This window comes from Methanosarcina baltica (assembly GCF_055394095.1).
The window spans coordinates 1076159-1094377 of record NZ_AP042463.1 but is presented as its reverse complement, the minus strand read 5'-3'; the positions used below and the strand labels follow the sequence as shown (position 1 = coordinate 1094377).

General features: G+C 50.5%; 20 protein-coding genes. 14 read left to right on the top strand and 6 right to left on the bottom strand.

The window, feature by feature from the left end:
• Positions 1 to 179: 179 nt before the first annotated feature.
• From ACZ5QV_RS04790 to ACZ5QV_RS04770, 5 genes are all read right to left on the bottom strand, one after another.
• Positions 180 to 584, bottom strand: coding sequence for a hypothetical protein (locus tag ACZ5QV_RS04790; RefSeq protein ID WP_464601465.1), 405 nt, complete (start codon positions 582 to 584; stop codon positions 180 to 182).
• A 161-nt stretch (positions 585 to 745) separates the two neighbouring features.
• The gene (hisF, locus tag ACZ5QV_RS04785; RefSeq protein ID WP_464601464.1) at positions 746 to 1567 is read right to left on the bottom strand and encodes an imidazole glycerol phosphate synthase subunit HisF; all 822 of its coding nucleotides are present in this window, start codon (positions 1565 to 1567) and stop codon (positions 746 to 748) included.
• Between the two features lie 356 nt (positions 1568 to 1923).
• Positions 1924 to 2379, bottom strand: coding sequence for a bifunctional nuclease family protein (locus ACZ5QV_RS04780; protein WP_464601463.1), 456 nt, complete (start codon positions 2377 to 2379; stop codon positions 1924 to 1926).
• Positions 2380 to 2538: 159 nt separating this feature from the next.
• Positions 2539 to 3276 (bottom strand): protein-L-isoaspartate O-methyltransferase, encoded by a 738-nt coding sequence (locus ACZ5QV_RS04775; protein ID WP_464601462.1) that lies wholly within the window; start codon positions 3274 to 3276, stop codon positions 2539 to 2541.
• Complete coding sequence (locus ACZ5QV_RS04770; protein ID WP_464601461.1) at positions 3251 to 3886, bottom strand: HVO_0476 family zinc finger protein; 636 nt, start codon at positions 3884 to 3886, stop codon at positions 3251 to 3253. The genes ACZ5QV_RS04775 and ACZ5QV_RS04770 overlap by 26 nt, the downstream gene beginning before the upstream one ends.
• Positions 3887 to 4099: 213 nt before the next feature.
• Here ACZ5QV_RS04770 and ACZ5QV_RS04765 point away from each other — a divergent pair, with 213 nt between their 5' ends.
• Positions 4100 to 4777, top strand: coding sequence for a winged helix-turn-helix domain-containing protein/riboflavin kinase (locus ACZ5QV_RS04765; RefSeq protein WP_464602032.1), 678 nt, complete (start codon positions 4100 to 4102; stop codon positions 4775 to 4777).
• Positions 4774 to 5532, top strand: a complete 759-nt coding sequence (ribB, locus tag ACZ5QV_RS04760) for a 3,4-dihydroxy-2-butanone-4-phosphate synthase (RefSeq protein ID WP_464601460.1) — start codon at positions 4774 to 4776, stop codon at positions 5530 to 5532. Before ACZ5QV_RS04765 ends, ribB begins: the two co-directional genes overlap by 4 nt.
• A gap of 7 nt (positions 5533 to 5539) precedes the next feature.
• Here the strand turns inward: ribB and ACZ5QV_RS04755 are convergent, their stop codons facing one another.
• On the bottom strand, positions 5540 to 5698 hold the full coding sequence (locus tag ACZ5QV_RS04755) for a hypothetical protein (RefSeq protein ID WP_464601459.1): 159 nt from the start codon (positions 5696 to 5698) through the stop codon (positions 5540 to 5542).
• Between the two features lie 60 nt (positions 5699 to 5758).
• Here ACZ5QV_RS04755 and ACZ5QV_RS04750 point away from each other — a divergent pair, with 60 nt between their 5' ends.
• From ACZ5QV_RS04750 to ACZ5QV_RS04695, 12 genes are all read left to right on the top strand, one after another.
• A complete protein-coding gene (locus ACZ5QV_RS04750; protein WP_464601458.1) occupies positions 5759 to 6739 on the top strand; it encodes a cation diffusion facilitator family transporter in 981 nt (326 codons plus the stop codon).
• Between the two features lie 5 nt (positions 6740 to 6744).
• Positions 6745 to 7854, top strand: a complete 1110-nt coding sequence (gene aroC, locus ACZ5QV_RS04745; protein ID WP_464601457.1) for a chorismate synthase — start codon at positions 6745 to 6747, stop codon at positions 7852 to 7854.
• 269 nt (positions 7855 to 8123) lie between these two features.
• Positions 8124 to 9191, top strand: coding sequence for a heme b synthase (gene ahbD / locus ACZ5QV_RS04740; protein WP_464602031.1), 1068 nt, complete (start codon positions 8124 to 8126; stop codon positions 9189 to 9191).
• Positions 9184 to 9723 carry a siroheme decarboxylase subunit alpha gene (gene ahbA, locus ACZ5QV_RS04735; protein ID WP_464601456.1) on the top strand — a complete coding sequence of 180 codons (540 nt, stop codon included), beginning with the start codon at positions 9184 to 9186 and terminating at the stop codon, positions 9721 to 9723. Before ahbD ends, ahbA begins: the two co-directional genes overlap by 8 nt.
• Before the next feature lie 106 nt (positions 9724 to 9829).
• A complete protein-coding gene (gene ahbB / locus ACZ5QV_RS04730) occupies positions 9830 to 10288 on the top strand; it encodes a siroheme decarboxylase subunit beta (protein WP_464601455.1) in 459 nt (152 codons plus the stop codon).
• A gap of 122 nt (positions 10289 to 10410) precedes the next feature.
• Positions 10411 to 11094: a precorrin-2 dehydrogenase/sirohydrochlorin ferrochelatase family protein gene (locus tag ACZ5QV_RS04725; RefSeq protein WP_464601454.1), complete on the top strand. Its 684-nt coding sequence runs from the start codon at positions 10411 to 10413 to the stop codon at positions 11092 to 11094.
• Between the two features lie 337 nt (positions 11095 to 11431).
• Positions 11432 to 12739 (top strand): glutamyl-tRNA reductase, encoded by a 1308-nt coding sequence (gene hemA, locus ACZ5QV_RS04720; RefSeq protein WP_464601453.1) that lies wholly within the window; start codon positions 11432 to 11434, stop codon positions 12737 to 12739.
• A gap of 28 nt (positions 12740 to 12767) precedes the next feature.
• Positions 12768 to 13742 carry a porphobilinogen synthase gene (hemB, locus tag ACZ5QV_RS04715; RefSeq protein ID WP_464601452.1) on the top strand — a complete coding sequence of 325 codons (975 nt, stop codon included), beginning with the start codon at positions 12768 to 12770 and terminating at the stop codon, positions 13740 to 13742.
• A gap of 339 nt (positions 13743 to 14081) precedes the next feature.
• Positions 14082 to 15344, top strand: a complete 1263-nt coding sequence (gene hemL, locus ACZ5QV_RS04710) for a glutamate-1-semialdehyde 2,1-aminomutase (RefSeq protein WP_464601451.1) — start codon at positions 14082 to 14084, stop codon at positions 15342 to 15344.
• 58 nt (positions 15345 to 15402) lie between these two features.
• Positions 15403 to 16341, top strand: coding sequence for a hydroxymethylbilane synthase (hemC, locus tag ACZ5QV_RS04705; RefSeq protein WP_464601450.1), 939 nt, complete (start codon positions 15403 to 15405; stop codon positions 16339 to 16341).
• A gap of 114 nt (positions 16342 to 16455) precedes the next feature.
• A complete protein-coding gene (locus ACZ5QV_RS04700; RefSeq protein ID WP_464601449.1) occupies positions 16456 to 17361 on the top strand; it encodes a dihydroorotate dehydrogenase in 906 nt (301 codons plus the stop codon).
• Complete coding sequence (locus ACZ5QV_RS04695; RefSeq protein ID WP_464601448.1) at positions 17361 to 18140, top strand: dihydroorotate dehydrogenase electron transfer subunit; 780 nt, start codon at positions 17361 to 17363, stop codon at positions 18138 to 18140. Before ACZ5QV_RS04700 ends, ACZ5QV_RS04695 begins: the two co-directional genes overlap by 1 nt.
• The last annotated feature ends 79 nt before the right edge of the window (positions 18141 to 18219 follow it).

Below are 18219 nucleotides of genomic sequence, written 5' to 3'. Positions count from 1 at the left end.
TGCCGTCTAATTAATGTTTGCTCCGCCCTGCCCTGTCCGAAAAAATCCGGGTCGTGCAGAAGGAAAAATGAATGATAAAAAAAGAAAAAAATAGGTAAAGGTAAGGTAATGTAAGGAAAATAACCTGACAACCATTTTTTGGATTTTAACCGATCAATTTTGAACTTATCATCCGGTTTTCAACTTTTTTGGTTGATTATCCAGTTTATTTTCCTCTGGTTCCGTTTGTCGGGCACGTGCTCGCAGATCACTGTTCCACCGTGTTCTTCCACGCAGGTGCAGGAATGGGTTACCTGTCCTTCCTTTCCGCGGTATTTGAAGTGGAGTTTGCAGGCCCCTCCGTGTTTCTCAAATGAGTATTTAATCCAGCCTTCAATGTCGGCCCCACCTTCACAGCGCCCCTCGCAGGCTACGAGTTCGCAGTTTACCTCTTCTCCCGGTGAAATTTTATCAGGGGATTTGCAGCCTTTTTTGAACATCCCCTTTTCAAGTTTCTGAGAGTGCAGGATCAGGTTATCGCTGGTGTTGTTGAGTATATGAATCTGGAGTCCTTCAAAGTACTCCAATGTCTCAGCTTCGCTCATTTTCGATTCCCCCTTGCAACTAACATTATTTATTATGTACTACAGATAATAAATCTATACTAATAGGTTGAATCTCTAAAAATAAATAAGTACCTGTAAGTCGGACTAAATTCCAAATCCGGCCCGGAGTCAAAAAATAGAAAAAACCGGGGGCTTTTTTTTCAGAGCCTGACCGGGATGTCTCTTTCCTTCAGGTATCCCTTTACTTCCGGGATTGAGTATTCCCTGAAGTGGAAAATACTTGCCGCAAGGGCCGCATCAGCTTTACCGGCAGAGAAACCTTCATATATGTGTTCCGGGTTTCCGACTCCTCCCGAGGCGATAATGGGGACGTCCAGTTCCTCGGAAAGCTTCCTTGTGATCGGGATGTCATATCCGGTGTAGGTCCCGTCCCGGTCCATACTGGTGAGCAGGATTTCTCCGGAACCCAGTTCTTCCACTTTTTTGGCCCACTGGACTGCATCGATTCCCGTGCCCTCCCGGCCCCCGTAAATAACTACCTCGTACCAGGCAGGTGTCCCATCTTCGAGTTCAAGGATGGTCCTGTCGGGGTTGTCTTTGACATTGGTGTTGCGCCTGCAGTCTATGGCGGTCACGATACACTGAGCCCCAAAGATCTCGGACCCTTCCCTGATAAAATCAGGGTTCTTGACCGCAGCCGTATTGACCGAAACCTTGTCCGCCCCCGCCCGCAGGGTCTGCCGTATAGCCTCGATGCTGTTGATTCCTCCGCCAACTGTCAGGGGAATGAACACCTCGTCTGCGGTCCTTTCGATCACATCGATCATGTTTCCCCTACCATGGACCGAGGCCGTGATATCCAGGAAAACAAGTTCGTCCGCCCCTTCCTCGTTGTAGCGCTTCGCCATCTCAACAGGGTCACCGGCTTCTTTCAGGTTCACGAATTCCACGCCCTTGACAACCGAGCCGCCGGCTCTGTCAAGGGTCACGTCAAGGCATGGTATAATTCTTTTTGTGAGCATCTATGGATTAATGAATTCAATTCTTATTAAAAGCTTATCACAATTTTCTCGGCCGTGCCTTAAGCTATCAAAAAAACGCCGATGAGGAGAAAAGCAGAACAGGAATATCGTCAGGTGTCAAAATTCTTTAACTAATTTAAAAATAAGTTAAACCACGGAAAGAAGAACGATGAAGATACGCCATTAAGGTTGCTCTGGCGTTTTTCAGGTCTCTTCTCCAAAATAATGTTTATAGTCCACTTGAGCTCGCGCAGCGAGCGAAACGGACGCGTGCTCCCGAAGCGCAACTCGGGAAATGCAACTCGGGCTCCCGAATCGGAATTCGGGAAGTGCAACTCGGGCTCAGAATCTGGGTTTTAGAAAAGGGTCATTACTCTAGCCCCTTCAAGCCTTGAGGCCTCGATTTCGGAGCTTTCAAGCACATTTTTTCTGATCCTTATAGGGGCGTTGGTCCGGAGGGCTAGGGCGATGCAGTCGCTGGGCCTTGCGTCAAACTGCAGGATTTTTTTTCCTTTCCTTAAAAGAAGGCGGGCGTAATAGATTTTATCCACCTTGTCGTCAATGAGCACGCCTTCGACCTTCATGTTCGTGCGCTTAAAAATATCAATCAGGAGGTCATGGGACATGGGCCGGGGATGAGATACGTTTTTGAGAACATTGCTAATAGACATGGCCTCAAGGTGTCCTATGTAGATGGGGAGCATTTCTCCCTTTTCATTTTCCAGAAGGACTACGGGAGTCGGGTCGCTCAAGGTGTCGATTATATAGACTTCTTTGACATGAATTTCCTCAAAATCCTCATACTCACTCATATTTGTTTGTATGTTTATCCTGTATTAAAATGTTATTAAATCTATTGCTTAATTTATTAAAAAAGAGGTTAAAAACAGCTAATTATTTCTTACTTATTATGTATCTTAATTTTATTATCAGGGATTTTTTACGCTTCCGTTTTTTTCATTTTATGGCTTTTACCGGCTTTTGAAGCCGTATTTCCCGATAAGAGGTACAAAAACCACTTTTCCTTTCTCTTCCCTGAATATTCTTCCGTTCTCATCCTTTTTTATCAGGACAAGTTCCTGAATGTATTCCCCCACCGGGATTACCATAAGTCCCCCGGGTTTAAGTTGTTCGAGCAGGGGTTCCGGGACTTCCGGTGCGGTACAGGTAACCGAGATCCGGTCGTAGAGTGCAAAGTCGGGATAGCCAAGGGAGCCGTCTTCCAGAAGGACGGTCACATTTTTGTAGCCCGTTTTTTCCAGGTTGGCTTTTGCGAACTCTGCAAGGGCCTCATGCCTTTCGACCGTGTACACATGCCCGCTTTTGCCTATCAGTTCGGCCATGACGGCCGCATTATATCCTGAGCCTGCCCCGATTTCAAGCACTTTCTGCCCTTCGGTAAGTTCCAGGAGGTCGCACATGATGGCGACCATGTGGGGGGCGGAGATTGTCTGCCTGCAGCCAATCTCTAAGGGGGTGTCCACATAGGCCGCGCTTTGCAGGTGGGCCGGGACAAACTCGTGCCTTGGCACCCGGAGCATGGCGGTCAGGACGTCCTCAGATATCCCCAGGTACGCAAGGGAATTTACAAGCCCTCTTCGTTTGGCCTCAAGTTCCTCTGCTTCTTCCCGGATCTTTTCTTCCCTGATGTCGGTTTCTTTCGTTTTTTCTTCGCTTTTTTTCTCACCAGGGGCCGTTTTTCGAGTCACTTCCCCATGCCCTTCTTCTTCCCTTTTTAGCAAATATTCTTTTTATGTATTTGGCGGCCACAGCGTCTCCTTTCATGGACCTGAAACCTCCGCCCCTTATCTTTATTTTTGTAATTAGAACGCTATCATTGCCTATTTTTTCTAGAAATCCTACCACAAATTCATGGTCTCCGGAAACTCTCTTTTCCAGAACTTCCGTCTTTTCGACCCCGGACTGCACGGAGAATTTAATTGTGAGCTCGTCAATGGCCCTGGCCCAGATCGTGCCTACTTCTCCTGCCTTTGCGGAATCCACACGTTTTTCCCCGATCTCAAGGGAGGTTATGAGGACCGGGTAGACAATGTCGGCTTCCACGTCGTCCACCACCATCTCGTCGTCCACGTAAAGAACAGCCTCGGAATCAAGTTCCGTCTGGCAGGTAAAGGACATTTGCCTCTTGCTGACAACTACATTTACCTTCAGCATTTTGGGGTTTTTAATCGTCGCAGCGTGCACCTGTCCGCATTCCTCGCAGCGGACCACAGGGCTCTGCCCACCTTTCAGGACCTCATGCAGAACTTCTTCTTTAGGAGAGCATGAGGGACATTCAACTTCTATTTCCTTTTTCATAGTCAAACCGTACATGCATTCAAAGGACTATATATTTATCTCCCCCGGGAGGGTGTTTTTAGGCTGTTTTTTAAAGTGTCCTGTCACCTTCATTCATTTTTTGTTTTTTCCCCTGCGGCCTCTCCATATGAAAAGCTTTATTATCTCTGCATTCATACCCTTACATCTCATATATGAGACGCGTCTCAAAATTAAGGTAACGAGGTGCAGAGAGTGCCGGATGTCCAGTATCTGAAGAAACTTGCCCTCATGGGGGCAGTGCAAAAACCCCTTAAGGTCTCTTCAACTGAGTTTAAGGCCCATGTGGGGAGTAGTTCCCAGACCGTTTCCAGAAAACTAAAACGGCTGGAGGATAAAAGACTGATCGAACGCAAGCTCGTGCCCGGCGGACAGTTGATAAAAATGACAGATAAAGGGATTGAGATTCTCAAAAACGAATATGCCGAATACAGGCAGATTTTTTCCCCGGACCCCGAAGTCTTCGAACTTGAGGGCACGGTGCTAACAGGCCTCGGGGAGGGGCAGTACTACATAGGCATCCCCGGCTATAATAAGCAGTTCGAGGAAAAACTGAACTTTAAACCGTTTCCCGGAACCCTGAATTTGCAGCTGGATGGGGAGAACGCCTCCCGCCGGGAACGCCTGAGTGAAGTCTTCGCCATGCAGATCAATGGTTTCAATGACGGGGAGCGTACTTATGGGGGCGGCAAATGTTACAGGGTAACGGTCTGCGGAAAAAAAGCCGCGCTTATCGTGCCTGACAGGACACACTACCCCAGCGAATTAATCGAAATTATTTCCCCCGTCAAGCTCAGGGAAACCCTGTGCCTGAAAGACGGGGATAGAGTAAATATCCTGATAGAAAAACAGGGAATAGAGGCCCAACAATGAACGGAAATGAGGTTTGCGACCACCCGGAATGTAACTGTATGGTATATGAGAACGAACAAATCAACCGTGCGCTGGAAGCTGTGCGTTCGGGTGGAATGGTCCTGATCTACGATTCGGATTCCAGGGAAGGGGAAACCGATTTTGTAATCCCTGCAAAAGCTGTTGGTTTCAGGGACGTGCGGTGGATGCGAAAAGATGCGGGAGGTCTTATGTGCGTTGCCGTGGACCCGGTCGCTTCAAAGCAGCTCGGTCTGCCCTTCATGGTGGACCTTGTCCGGGCCGCAAGCAAACAGGACGAGGACCTTGGTCAGGTTGTTGAAAAGGTCGGAGACCTCCAGTACGATTCCAAATCCTCTTTTTCTATCTGGGTAAACCACAGGGATACCCGGACCGGGATCCCTGACGAGGAACGGGCGTTCACCATCCGGAAGATCGGGGAAATTGCGGAAAAAGCCCTTGATGGGGCCGCGCCACATTTCGGGGACGAGTTCCGTACTCCCGGACACGTTGCCCTCCTGCGGGCTGCCGCAGGTCTCCTGGACGAGCGCAGGGGCCAGACCGAACTTTCCGTGGCTCTCGCCCGGATGGCCGGGATTACTCCGGTCATGGTGGTCTGCGAGATGCTCGACGATAATAACGGAAAGGCCCTTTCCAAGGAAGATTCGAAAGCATATGGAGAAAAGCACGGGCTCGTCTTCCTGGAAGGACAGGAAATCGTCGATGCCTATATGAAATGGGAAGGACTCTCTGAGTAAAAAGGGTTCAGTCCCTTTTTTCCATATTGTTTTCCGTGACTTTTTGGGGACTTTTCGGGAACTTTTCTGGAATTTTCTTTAATTTTTTTCCGTCTCTTTCTTTTTTCCTTTCATCCTGTCCTTTTTTATCCCCGCAGGCCCGGATATTATAAAAGGCAGGACTCATATATTTCAACCGATTTTCAGGACATCATCAGCAGGATAGTTGCATTAATGAGGGTTTCATATGATACACAGGTTCAGGCAAATTCAGCGGGTTCTTCTCTATGTGCTTTTCCTGAACTTTGTTGTGGCCTTTGCTAAACTCGCCTACGGGACTCTTACGAATACCCTCAGTATGCAGGCGGACGGTTATCACTCTCTTTTTGATGGGGTCTCGAATATCGTGGGGCTTGCCGGTAGCTTTGTAGCTTCCAGACCTCCCGATAAGGAGCACCCTTACGGGCACCAGAAGTACGAGTCTGTTGCCTCGGTTTTCATCGCTTTCCTCCTTATTTTTGTGGGGTTCGAGATCTTTATGGGGTCCCTGGGGCGCTTTTATTCCGAAACCGTACCCGAGGTAACTTTGATCAGTTTTATTGTCATGCTTGGGACCATGGGCATCAATATCCTGGTCACCCGCTACGAGTCCGGAAGGGGAATCGCTTTAAATAGCCAGGTCCTGATCGCGGATTCCCTGCATACGAAAAGTGACATTTTCGTATCGGTTTCCGTAATCCTGGGCCTGCTTGCCTCAAAGTTTGGTTTTCCCTTTCTGGACCCGATAATCGCCCTTTTTATTTCGGTCTTAATCCTCAGGGCCGGCTGGTCTATCATAAAACAGAGTTCTGAGACCCTCCTTGATATGGCCCGCCTGGATGAAGAAGATATATGCGGCCTGGCCCTCGAGGTGAAAGGGGTGGAAAGCTGCCATAAGATCCGGACCCGGGGGAGTATGGGTGATATAAGGATCGATATGCATCTCCTTGTCAACCCCGGGATGTCCGTGGAAGACGCGCACCTTATTTCCCATCAGGTCAGCAGATACTTAAAAACCCGGCTCGACGGGGTTTCCGAGGTAATAGTGCACATCGAACCCGCAACTTCCCTGACTCATGGGCCTGTTTACCCGCCCTCGAATTCCCCCTGGAAATCGGATTCTTCCCCCTCAAATTCTCATCAGGACTCAGGTTCACCCCAAGAATCAAATAGCAAAAAAAAGAGTTAAAGACCATGGCTGGCAGCAGTTTTGGGCAGATATTCAGGATCACAACCTGGGGTGAGTCCCACGGCAGAGCCGTAGGGGTCGTCGTGGACGGGCTTCCGGCAGGGCTCCCTTTTTCCGAAGCGGACGTGCAGAAGGAACTGGACAGGCGGCGGCCGGGGCAGAGCGCGATCTCCACCCCGAGACAGGAAAAGGACAGGGTGGAAATCCTTTCCGGTATTTTTGAGGGACTGAGTACCGGTACTCCCGTATCCATGCTCGTCTGGAACGCAGACGCCCTTTCTTCCTCGTATGATGCGATTAAAAATACCCCGAGGCCCGGACATGCCGATTTTACCTACCAGGCCCGGTACGGGGTCCGGGACCATCGTGGCGGGGGCAGGGCTTCGGCCCGGGAAACAATCGGAAGGGTTGCAGGCGGAGCCCTTGCGAAATTACTCCTTGCCCGCTCAGGAATTCAGGTCGCGGCTCACGTCCTCGAACTCGGGGGCATCCGGGCCCGGCCTGCTACCTTTGAAGAGCTGCTTGAAAACGTTGAAAAAACGCCGGTCCGCTGTGCCGACCTTGAAGCTTCCGAAAAGATGCTTGAGGCAGTCGCCCGGGCCAGAGAAGATGGGGACAGCATAGGGGGCATTGTGGAGGTCCTTGCAAGAGGCGTGCCCGCAGGGCTCGGGGAACCGGTGTTTGACAGGCTTGACGCGGACCTTGCAAAAGCCATCATGAGCATCCCTGCGGTCAAGGGTTTTGAGATCGGGGCGGGCTTTGAGGCCGCAAAGCTCCGGGGAAGTGAGATGAACGACCCCTTCCGTATGGAAGAAGGTTCCGTGGGCTGTGCCCGGAACAGGGCCGGAGGAGTCCTCGGCGGGATTTCCACAGGTCTTGACATAGTATGTAGGGCTGCGGTAAAACCCACGCCCTCCATTTCAAAAGCGCAGCAGAGTGTGGACCTTCTGGCAGGAAAGGACACGGAAATCGCAATCAAAGGCAGGCACGACCCCACAATCCCCCCCAGGATGGTGCCCGTGGCCGAAGCCATGGTCGCGCTCGTACTTGCGGACCACATGCTCAGGAGCGGTTTTATAAACGCGAGAACTCTGCTTGAGGAAAGTGATTTCTGAAGTTTTCCTTTCCTTCCTTCTCTTTCTTTTCCATTTTCTTCATTTTCCCTTTTCCAACTCGGTATTTTTCTTAACTTTCAACATATTCTTAAATGAAATGATATTAATATGACCTCTTACTTCCTGTATTATTAGCATGGCAGAATAATTACGGTATTCTTTCCTGTCCGTTTTTCTAAATGACAGGATATTAATATTACCTCTCAGGTATAAACAAACTCTAGATTATTCTAATTATTATTCAGATCCAAAGTTTCTTTTTAAATATACTGATCATCATGACTAAAGCACCAAGGCTTATCGCATGGGAGATTACTTCGGGTTGCAACCTGAATTGTGTGCACTGCAGGGGCTCTTCCACATCCCGGGTCCCCGAAGGGGAACTTTCAACCGAAGAAGCAAAGCATTTCATTGATGAGGTCGTGGAATTCGGAAACCCCATACTCATAATAACCGGAGGCGAACCCCTCACAAGGTCTGACGTCTTTGAGATTGCCAGGTATGGCACAGAGGTGGGGCTCAGGGTCGTGCTTGCGACAAATGCCACTCTTCTGACTCCTGAGATTGCAGAAAAACTTAAAAACTCCGGAGTCCAGCGGGTTAGCGTTAGCCTTGACGGGGCAATAGCTGAGACCCATGATAGTTTTAGGGGAGTTCCCGGAGCGTTTTCTCGTTCCCTTGCCGGGATAGAAGTCCTGAAAGCCGCAGGGATTCCCTTCCAGATCAATACCACGATTTCAAAGCACAACCTTGAGGAAATCCCGGCCACCTTCGAGTTTGCAAAGGAAATAGGGGCCGTTGCCTATCACGTCTTTTTCCTGGTGCCTACGGGAAGAGGACAGGACTCGGATGAAGTTTCCCCTGTGGAATACGAAAGGGTCCTTAACTGGTTATACGATCAGCAGAAAACTACGGATATCCAGTTAAAAGCGACCTGCGCCCCCCACTATTTCAGGATCATGCGCCAGAGGGCGAAAAAGGAAGGAATCGAGATCACGGTAAAGACCCACGGCTATGAGGCTATGACCAAAGGTTGCCTCGGTGGGACCGGATTTTGCTTTGTGTCAAGTGTAGGGGAGGTCTTCCCCTGCGGCTACCTGCCAGTTCTTGCAGGAAACATTAAGGAGCAGCCTTTCAGGGAAGTCTGGGAGGAGGCCGAGGTCTTTAAGAAACTCAGGGCCCCGGAGGAGCTAAAAGGAAAGTGCGGGGTCTGTGAGTATAAACTCGTCTGCGGAGGGTGCCGGGCCCGGGCTTATGCGGCTACCGGGGACTACCTTGAGGCGGAACCCTACTGTGTCTATACCCCACGAAAAAAAGGACAGGGATTGGATGATTGAACTTGATAAAAATAATGCGGTCTTTGTAAAATCCGACACCTCTTTTTCGCCCCTCTGCGGCGGAGAGGGGAAAACAGGTCTGAAGCTCGATGAAGTCGATAAAGCCATTCTGAACGCGATTCAACCCGATTTTCCTCTTGAGGAAGAACCCTTCAGAGCCCTTGCAGGGCAGCTTGGTTTTTCCGAGGAAGAGCTTTTAAGGAGGCTGAACGCCCTGAACAATAAAGGAGCTGTCCGGCGCATAGGGCCTGTTCTGAACTCCAGGAAACTGGGAAGTGTAAGTACGCTTGTCGCTCTCAGGGTGCCGGAAGAACGAATCGAAATAGTCGCGGATTTCATAAGCAGTTTCCCCGAAGTCTCCCATAACTACCAGCGGCAAGGCGATTACAACCTCTGGTTCACCCTCTCGGCCCACAGCAAGGAGGAACTCGATTTTATAATAGAACGCATAAAAACAAAATCCGGCTGTCCGATGCTGGACCTTCCCACCCTACAGCAGTTCAAGATCAGGGTGAAGTTTAATATCAGGTAAGTGGTATAGCAATTTTTCAATATTCGATACGTTCAGTATCCGGTAATTTTTCAATATCAAATTAATTTACTTTTTCGGGCAGGGCCTGGAAACCAGGGTAACAAAAATGGATGAAATAGACATAAAGCTTCTCAAACTCACACAGGACGGTATCCCCCTTACCCGTTCTCCCTTTGCGGGGGTCGCAAAGGAACTGGGCCTGACTGAAAAAGAAGTTGTGGAGCGTCTCCAAAAGCTCCAGGAAGAAGGAAAGATCCGGCGTTTCGGAGCCTCTCTCGGGCACAGGCTCATAGGGATTACGGCAAATGCCATGTGTGTCTGGAACGTACCCGACGAGCGAGTCGAAGAAGTCGGGCTGATCATGGCCGATTTTGCGGAGGTCAGCCACTGCTACCAGCGCCCGCGTTTTCCTGACTGGCCGTATAACCTCTTTACCATGGTGCATTCTTACACCGAAGCCGAGTGTGAGGAAGTGGCCGCCCGGATCTCGGAGGCTACGGGCATAAAGGAATACAAGCTGCTTTTCAGTGAATGGGAATTTAAGAAAACCGGGGTCAGGCTCTGAAAGAGCCGGCTGCCCCCTTATAATATTTCCATTATATTTATAAAAATATTTCCGCAACGTTTTTATAACATTTTCATAATATTTTTCATAATCTTTCTGGGATTTTGAGGGGTGAAAAAGTCGTGCAGGAGCCAGAACGTTATCTTCCTCTTATGATTGATTTTTCAGGCCGGAAGGTCGTTATTTTCGGAGGGGGCTCGGTCGGGGAACGAAAGGCCGCCCTCTTTTCCGAAGTTGCGGACACGATAGTCGCAAGCCTGGGTTTTTCTGAAAAATTGCATGAACTTGAGGAGGCCGGAATGGTAAAACTCTTTGAGCTGGACCTTTCCGGGGTCCCGGATGAAAACCTCCTCGCCCTGATGGACGGGGCTTTTTTAGTTATCCCGGCAACCAGCAGCCTCTCCTTAAACGACAGGATCGCAGCCCTTGCGGAAGGGGGCGGAAGCCTTGTAAACCGCGTGGAATTTGCGGGGCCTGCGGTTGTGCCCTCGATTATCCGGAGGGGCCCACTGATGATCGGGATCTCGACATTCGGGCAGAGCCCTGCGGTTTCGAAGTTCACTCGTAAAAATATAGAAAGCGTCATCACCCCGGAGTACGAGGGGATGATAAGGCTTCAGGCCGAACTCCGGGCCTACCTCAAAGAGCATGTTGCGGAACAGAAAAGAAGGCAGCTAATCCTCTGGAAGGTCCTTGACAATGAAGAGGTCTGGGAAAAACTCGCCGAATCATACGAAGAAGCGGTTCGTTTTGCGTATACTCTTGTTGCCGGACATCTTAATCCTGAGTCCATTTTCTCTGACTGAATGAAGTCCCCACGGGGGGCAGCCTTTAAAAATAGGAACTGATTCTTATATAAGCCCGGGAGCTATCGGTTAACAAATACGTATTAATAATATGTATTCTCATTTAATCGGGTTTAGTTGATTTGTGCCTGGTAAACAGAGGTGCATCAATCGTATATCAATTACTTTCGGTAAGAAACTTTAATTTACAGCTTGCTTAATTCATATTTAATTCGTATTTAATATACATTAATTTACATTTAATCTACATTAATTTACATTTAATTTACAGCTTGCTTACAACCGTCAAATTCACCGTTTAAACTGCTTAGAAATCATTTATTCGGAGGCCTCTCTCTTGACTGAAATCTCTAGCATGATCATCTCTCACAAAAAAGCGAAAGTTGAAGAAATGGAATGTCTGTGGCATGGGGGGGATCTTGAGAGCTTACTTCAATACTTATATTCCAAAGACTCGGTTTACGAATGTGTTATAATGAAGACCTGTAACAGGGCCGAGATCTATGTCCTTTCCCCCAGAGGTAGCAGCGTGCTCTTTAACTTTGCAAAAGAAAAGGGTGTCTCCTCCAACATTGTCGAATTTTACGGGCACGATGAGTCCCTGATCCACCTCCTCAGGCTCTCCTGTGGGCTTGAGTCCATGATCATGGGAGAAGATCAGATCCTGGGACAGATCAAGGAGATGTACGCCTTTGCGAAAGAAAAAGGGACGGCAGGCAAAACCCTTGACCTGGCCTTTAAAAAGGCAATCCAGCTCGGAAAAAGGGTCCGGACCGAGACCCGGATTAACGAGGGTTCTGTTTCCATTGGATCGGCCGCTGTCGAGCTTTCCGAAGCCATTTTCGGAGACCTTAAGGGAAAGAACGTGCTCGTTATCGGGGCCGGAGAAATGGGTATCCTGGTTGCAAAGGCCCTTGCTGAAAGGGACATCGAGGGCATTTACATCGCGAACCGGACCTTCAAAACCGCCGAGGAACTCGCTTTCGAACTCGGGGGACATGCGGTCAGGCTGGACGACATTGACAGCTACCTGAAAGATGCCGATGTCGTGATCAGTGCAACCGGCGCCCCCCACCTGATCCTCACGAAGGCCGATATTGAAAGGGTGACGGAGGGGAGGATGAACAAACTCCTTCTGGTGGACATCGCAAACCCCAGGGATATCGAGGAAGCTGCAGGGGAACTTGAAAACGTGGAACTCTGCAATATAGATAACCTCAGGGTCATCAGTGAAAAGACGCTGAAGATGAGGAAGGAAGAAGCCAAAAAGGTGGAAGCCATAATCGAAGAAGAGTTTTTGAACCTGAAACTTCAGTACAAGCGCAGCAGGGCTGATGATCTTATCTCAAAGCTCTACAAGCGGGTCTACGATGTCCGGCGCCAGGAGCGGGAAAAAGCCGTAAACCGTCTGAGCGCCTACCACACCATCGGGGAAATCGAGACAGAGGTCCTGGACGACCTTACCCATTCCATCGCAAACAAGATCCTGGCCGAGCCCACCAAAATCCTCAGACAGGCCGCGGAACTTGAAAATGAGGAACTCCTTGATGCGGTTTCCAGGGTCTTCAAACTGGATGGAAAACCCCTGAATATGGGTGGAAAATCTCTGGATATGGGTGGAAAACCCCTGAATATGGAAGAATAATACTAATTATTTGAAACGAGTGATGCCTATGTTTCCGGAAATAAGGATGCGAAGATTAAGAAAAGGAAAGATCAAGGACCTTGTAAGGGAGAATTCACTCTCCCTCGACGACCTTGTACACCCCATTTTCGTGGATGAGACCATTGACCAGGTTCAGGAAATTTCCTCCATGCCTGGGGTATGCAGGTTCCCACTCTCGGAAATTGCAAAGGAAGCTAGGGAAGTCGTAGACCTTGGAATTCCCGCGGTTATTCTTTTCGGGATCCCGGGGCACAAGGACGCGGGAGGCAGTTCCGCTTACGGGGAACACGACGTAATCCAGGAAGCTGTCCGGAGGATCAAGGCCGAGGTCGGAGACGAACTTGTCGTAATCACCGATATCTGCATGTGCGAGTACACGGACCACGGGCACTGTGGGATCGTGGACTTCGCAGCCGAAGAAGTCCTGAACGATCCTACCCTTGAAATCTTGGGCAAAATCGCGTTAAGCCACGCAAGAGCCGGAGCCGATATGTTGGCTCCCTCGGGGATGATGGATGGCATGGTTGCCGCAATCCGAAAAGCCCTGGACGAACAGGGCTTCGAAGACATCCCAATCATGTCCTATGCCGCAAAGTTCCATTCCTCTTTCTACGGCCCCTTTAGGGAAGCGGCTGATTCCGGTTATTCCTTTGGGGATCGTTCAAGCTACCAGATGGACCCGGCAAACAGTGACGAGGCCCTCCGGGAAGCTGTCCTTGACGTTGCCGAGGGCGCGGACATCCTCATGGTCAAGCCCGCTCTTCCCTATCTGGACATCGTGTACCGGGTAAAGCACGAGCTTGAAATGCCGACTGCTGCCTACGCCGTAAGCGGAGAGTACTCCATGCTCAAAGCGGCCGCGGAAAAAGGCTGGCTCGATGAGGAAAAGACCGTCTACGAGGCCCTTCTTTCAATAAAGCGGGCCGGGGCGGACATTATCATCACCTATTTCGCAAAGGATATCGCCCGCAGGCTCAGGTGAGGCGTGCGTATCCTTTCCGAGCTGACAGAGCCCATGAGCCCATGGTAGATTCCCGAAATAATCCAGAAGGACCACGGGACACCTCTCCGGCGGCAGGTTTTTTTCTTTTTTCCTGCTGCTTTTCGGGCCCTTTCTTTTCATTTTTGATTTTCAGCTTTCCCGGTAACTTCTTTATAGGGAAAGGCAGTGGAAGATAAAAATAGGAAGTCTTCTATGTTACGTACCGATTTACCGATTTACATACCTTACAAATCTTACTGATTTACTGATTTCAGATTTACAGACCTACATACCTACAAATTTTGAATTATTTTTTCTGAAAAATCCGGAGTGAATTTCATGACACTTGAAAAATCCGAACAGATGTACGAAAAGGCAAAGGCCCTGATTCCGGGCGGGGTTAGCAGCCCGGTACGTGCGATCAAGCCCTTCCCCTTTTACACGACCTCGGGCAACGGCTCGAAAATAAGGGACCTTGACGGAAACGAGTATATTGACTACTGCCTGGCCTACGGCCCTGAGATTCTCGGGCACAACAACCCGGTCATAAAGGAGGCTATCGTTTCCCAGCTGGATAAGGGCTGGCTCTATGGCACCCCGACCGAACTTGAGGTCACCCTTGCCGAAAAGATTACTGGCTACTATCCGAGCATCGACATGCTCCGCTTTGTGTCCACGGGCACGGAAGCTACGATGAGCGCCATCCGCCTGGCCAGAGGCTATTCCGGGAAAAATAAGTTCGTCAAGATTGAAGGGGGCTTCCACGGGGCCCACGACGCGGTCCTGGTAAAGGCAGGTTCCGGGGCGAGCACACTCGGGGAACCTGATTCCCAGGGCATCCCGACTGACTTTACGAAGTACACCCTCCAGACACCTTTCAACGACCTTGAGACCATGACCTCTCTTGTGGAACAGAACAGGGACGACCTTGCGGCCGTGATCCTGGAGCCTGTGCAGGGCAACGTTGGTCCTATCCTGCCGGAGCCCGGCTATCTTCAGGAAGTTCGGAAACTCACAGAAGAAAACGACGTCCTCCTTATTTTTGACGAGGTAATCACCGGCTTCAGGCTTGCCATGGGCGGGGCCCAGGAATACTACGGAGTCGTGCCTGACATGACCACCCTCGGCAAGATCGTGGGCGGAGGCCTTCCCATCGGGGTCTTCGGAGGGAAAAGCGAAATCATGGAAATGATTGCCCCCTCCGGTCCCGTTTACCAGGCCGGGACCTTCAGCGGAAGTCCCTGCTCGGTTGCCGCGGGAATTGCCGTCCTCGATTATATGAAAAAGGAAGACCTGCACGCAAAACTGAACGCAACGGGAGACTTCCTCCGAAAAGCCCTTTCGGATATCGTCGCAGACGAAGGGCTTGACTATTACGTGTCCGGGATTGCTTCCATGTTCAAGGTCTTCTTCGGAGCCGAACCCAAAAATTACCAGGACGTCCTGAAATGCGATAAGGAAGGGTATCTGACCTTCTTCCACAGGATGCTTGCGAGTGGAATTTTCCTGCCTCCTTCCCAGTTCGAGACCAACTTCATATCGAGCGCCCACACGGAAGAGGACCTCGAAAAAACGCTTGAGGCCTATAAGGAAAACCTCTAAGGATTTTATTTGAAAACGCCCAACTTCCGATATATTCGAGAAATTTGAGGACTGCATCATGATCATAGGAACAAGAGGCAGCGCATTAGCGCTTGCACAGGCTGAAACCGTTGAACGCCTCTTAAAAGAGCGGGGTGTTGATACGACCAGGCAGGTTATAAAAACGATAGGGGACCGTTTCACAGACCGACCCCTGCACGCTGTTTCAGGCGTGGGAGCCTTTGTGCGCGAGCTTGACGACGTGATGCTTGCGGGAGAAATCGATATTGCCGTTAATTCCATGAAGGATATGCCCACCATCCGGCCCGAGGAACTTCCGACAGCTGCGGTGCTTGCTCGCGATTCTCCCTTTGACGTCCTGATCACCTACGACGGGACCGAACTGGACGAGCTTCCCACGGGGGCAATTATTGGCACAAGTTCTCTTCGGAGGGCTGCCCAGATGCGCAGGTACAGGCCTGATCTGGTTATCCAGGAACTCCGGGGCAATATCAATACAAGGCTTCAGAAGTTAAGGGACGGCCAGTACGACGGCATCCTGCTTGCAAGGGCGGGGCTTGAGCGCATGGGCTGGGTGGACGAAATTAAAGGGGAAATCTTAAACCCCGACTTTTTCTGTCCTTCCCCCAACCAGGGCACCATCGCCATGTCCACGCTGGCCGGGACTGAGGCCGAAAAAGCGGTCTCTGCCCTTGACCATGCGCAGACCCGGATCGAGACCGAGCTTGAGCGGCTCCTTATCATGGAACTCGGAGGAGGCTGCACGACACCGGTTGCTTCCTATGCCACTTTCCTCGAAGCCGGGGAAACCATAAGGGTCAGGGCCGAGGTCCTTTCCCTGGACGGCACGGAAACCATAAAGGTCGATGAGGTTATCCCCATGCTCGGTTGTTTGGAAAAAGCCAGGGAACTCGGGCAGGAACTTGCAGATATGGGTGGCAAGGAACTTGCCGAAGCCGCGTTACTGGTTATTTCTAGAGAAAACTGGGACTGTTGAATTTTCAGAGGAAATTAAGGAATAATTAAGGAATAATTAAGGGAAAGTTAAGGAATAATTAAGGGAAAGTTAAGGAATAATTAAGGAATAATTAAGGGAAATTAAGGAGTAAGCATGTATTCACTCACCGGTCTTGAACTGAAAAACCCTATCATCCTCGCTGCCGGGGTTCTCGGCACAACCGGAGCTTCTTTGCAGAGGGTTGCGCTTGAGGGGGGAGCCGGAGCCGTGGTCAGCAAGTCAATCGGCCCGGAACCCAAGAAAGGGCACCCGAACCCCAGCATGATAAAGCTGGAATGCGGGTTCTTAAATGCCATGGGGCTCCCGAACCCCTCTTACTCCGAATTTACGGGAGAACTTGAAATCGCAAAGGCTTCTGCGGATGTTCCTGTGATTGCGAGCATCTTCGGGGGCAGTGCTGAAGAGTTTGCGGAGGTTGCGGAAGGGCTTCTCCCCGGAAAACCTGACGCTTTCGAATTAAACGTGAGCTGTCCTCATGCGGAAGGCTACGGGGCGGCGGTCGGGTCAAACCCCTGCCTGGTGGAGGCCATCACGGCTGCGGTTAAGGAAGTTTCGGACCTGCCGGTCTGGGTCAAGCTGACCCCGAATGTCAGCGATATCACGGTTATCGGAAAAGCCGCCGAAGCCGGGGGCGCGGACGCGGTCGTTGCCATCAATACTTTGAAAGGGATGGCAATTGACATCGAGTCCGGCTATCCCATCCTTGGGAACCGTTCCGGGGGGCTATCCGGCCCTGCCGTAAAACCGGTTGCTGTAAAGTGTGTCTACGACCTCTATGCGGCCCTTGAGGTCCCGGTCATCGGGGTTGGAGGAGTTTCAACCTGGGAAGATGCCGTGGAAATGATGCTGGCGGGAGCATCCGCCGTACAGGTTGGCTCGGCCGTCTACGAGAGGCTGGACATCTTTTCCAAAATAAGTGCGGGAATTGAGGCATTCCTCGGCCGGAAAGGCTACGGGGATGTAAAGGATATTATAGGGCTTGCCCATGAGATGGTCTGATGCGTCCGCTTAATGTTACTATAGAAGGGATTATCGAGGAGTCTCCCTCGACCAGGACTTTTGTTTTCGATCACTGCTTTGAGGCCGCGGAGCCCGGGCAGTTTGTGATGGTCTGGGTCCGGGGCGTTGATGAGGTGCCAATGGGCCTGTCGAGCAAAAACTCGATAACGGTCCAGAAGATCGGGGAAGCTACCTCGAAACTATTTGAGTTAAATGAGGGAGATTCTTTCGGGCTCCGGGGGCCCTTTGGACACGGTTTTACTCTTCCTTCTCCGGACGAGAAGGTCCTGATTGTTGCGGGAGGAGTCGGAGTCGCCCCGCTTGCTCCCTATGCTGAAGCCTGCCGGGAATCCGGGGCTGAGGTCCATACCATTCTCGGGGCCAGGTCAGCTCAAGAACTGGTTTTAAAGGAAAGGTTTTCTGAAGCCGGTATTCTCGATATCACTACGGACGACGGGACCGAAGGCACAAAGGGCTTTGTTACGACTGTCCTCGAGGGCCTGGATGTCTCTGAATACGGAAAAATTGCGGTCTGCGGGCCTGAGCCCATGATGGCCGCGGTCTTTAATGTGCTCAAAGGAAAAGGCGAGGTTGAGCGGGCCGAGTTCAGCCTTCACCGTTATTTCAAGTGTGCAATCGGAGTCTGTGGGGCCTGTTGCCTGGATCCTTATGGGCTTCGGGTCTGCAAGGACGGACCGGTTTTTTCCGGGGAAAAGCTCCTTGAATCCGAGTTCGGGAAATATACCCGGGATGCCAGCGGGCGAAGAGTTAAAATTTAAGGGCGCATATATGTTTTAAAAAAATAAGAAAGATTGAACTAATACTGCGATTCCAATGTACGTTCACAAATCTTAATTT

Coding starts and splice junctions, on each gene's coding strand:
- aroC (WP_464601457.1), top strand. CDS start 6,745: ATGGCTGGCAGCAGTTTTGGGCAGATATTCAGGATCACAACCTGGGGT.
- ACZ5QV_RS04695 (WP_464601448.1), top strand. CDS start 17,361: ATGCGTCCGCTTAATGTTACTATAGAAGGGATTATCGAGGAGTCTCCC.
- hemL (WP_464601451.1), top strand. CDS start 14,082: ATGACACTTGAAAAATCCGAACAGATGTACGAAAAGGCAAAGGCCCTG.
- ACZ5QV_RS04755 (WP_464601459.1), bottom strand. CDS start 5,698: ATGAGTCCTGCCTTTTATAATATCCGGGCCTGCGGGGATAAAAAAGGA.
- ACZ5QV_RS04750 (WP_464601458.1), top strand. CDS start 5,759: ATGATACACAGGTTCAGGCAAATTCAGCGGGTTCTTCTCTATGTGCTT.
- ribB (WP_464601460.1), top strand. CDS start 4,774: ATGAACGGAAATGAGGTTTGCGACCACCCGGAATGTAACTGTATGGTA.
- ahbB (WP_464601455.1), top strand. CDS start 9,830: ATGGATGAAATAGACATAAAGCTTCTCAAACTCACACAGGACGGTATC.
- hisF (WP_464601464.1), bottom strand. CDS start 1,567: ATGCTCACAAAAAGAATTATACCATGCCTTGACGTGACCCTTGACAGA.
- ACZ5QV_RS04700 (WP_464601449.1), top strand. CDS start 16,456: ATGTATTCACTCACCGGTCTTGAACTGAAAAACCCTATCATCCTCGCT.
- ACZ5QV_RS04790 (WP_464601465.1), bottom strand. CDS start 584: ATGAGCGAAGCTGAGACATTGGAGTACTTTGAAGGACTCCAGATTCAT.
- hemC (WP_464601450.1), top strand. CDS start 15,403: ATGATCATAGGAACAAGAGGCAGCGCATTAGCGCTTGCACAGGCTGAA.
- hemB (WP_464601452.1), top strand. CDS start 12,768: ATGTTTCCGGAAATAAGGATGCGAAGATTAAGAAAAGGAAAGATCAAG.
- ACZ5QV_RS04780 (WP_464601463.1), bottom strand. CDS start 2,379: ATGAGTGAGTATGAGGATTTTGAGGAAATTCATGTCAAAGAAGTCTAT.
- ahbA (WP_464601456.1), top strand. CDS start 9,184: ATGATTGAACTTGATAAAAATAATGCGGTCTTTGTAAAATCCGACACC.
- ACZ5QV_RS04770 (WP_464601461.1), bottom strand. CDS start 3,886: ATGAAAAAGGAAATAGAAGTTGAATGTCCCTCATGCTCTCCTAAAGAA.